1 protein-coding gene is annotated in these 847 nt (G+C 38.3%); it reads right to left on the bottom strand.

Annotation, left to right across the window (positions count from 1 at the left end; all coding sequences use genetic code 11):
* Nucleotides 1–87: 87 nt before the first annotated feature.
* On the bottom strand, nt 88–847 hold a 760-nt coding region (locus HMPREF0634_RS04270), incomplete at its 5' end, for a cell wall-binding repeat-containing protein (RefSeq protein WP_007789333.1).

Genomic DNA, 847 nt, shown 5'->3' with positions numbered 1-847 from the left:
GGACTGCTACACCTTAGTGTAGTAGTCCCCCTTTCAAAAGGTGAAATACTATTTAAAATATTGTATAACCCCTTATTATTTATATGTCTATTTACCAACTAAATTTAACAATACACTATATGGTAGGTACTTTTCTCCACCTATAGCTATAATACTAGTCAAACCAGCATCCTGTATATACTTCTTAACTACAGCATTAGTATTCTTATTTCTTGATGCTAGTAGTGTTGGCTTGTTATACTTACCAGATATTGGTGATATAACTAAGGCATCTGCAAATTCTTCGCCTGATGCTATAAAGGCTTCCTTGCTATCCTTGAACTTAGACTTGGCTATGGCAACTGATGTTTCATACCTATCCTTACCTGCCATTCTCTCTAATACTCCTGGAAGCTTGGCTTCTGTAGACTTAAATATAGTGCTAGTTCCACCAGCTATATAAGTCTTACTGATATCTAGGTCTTTGATAGCCCTTTCTATCTGATATGGTACAGTATCCTTCTTAACTAGTAGGATTGGATATGCTTCTCTAGATGCGAATGTTCCTACTGATAGGGCATCTGGGAATACCTGGCCAGATGCTACAACACCTGTGTACTTCTTGCCTGTTATACCAGTTACTCTTCTAGCTACCATTTCAGATGTTCCATACCTATCTACACCGGCAACTCTTTCTACATTCTTATCCTTGTCATAGACCTTTAACTCTTCTCTTACTCTTTCAGATACAGAATCTGGACCACCTACTATGATTACTTCCTCAGCACCTAGTCTCTTAATTTCGGCACCTACTCTTGGGTCTAGCTTGTCTGTTGGGTTAAGTAGGATTGGAGCATCCTTTAACTTA

This window comes from Peptostreptococcus stomatis DSM 17678 (assembly GCF_000147675.1).
GTDB classification, from domain to species: domain Bacteria; phylum Bacillota; class Clostridia; order Peptostreptococcales; family Peptostreptococcaceae; genus Peptostreptococcus; species Peptostreptococcus stomatis.
Note: the sequence above shows the minus strand (reverse complement) of the source record. Positions and strands in the feature narration are given on the sequence as shown.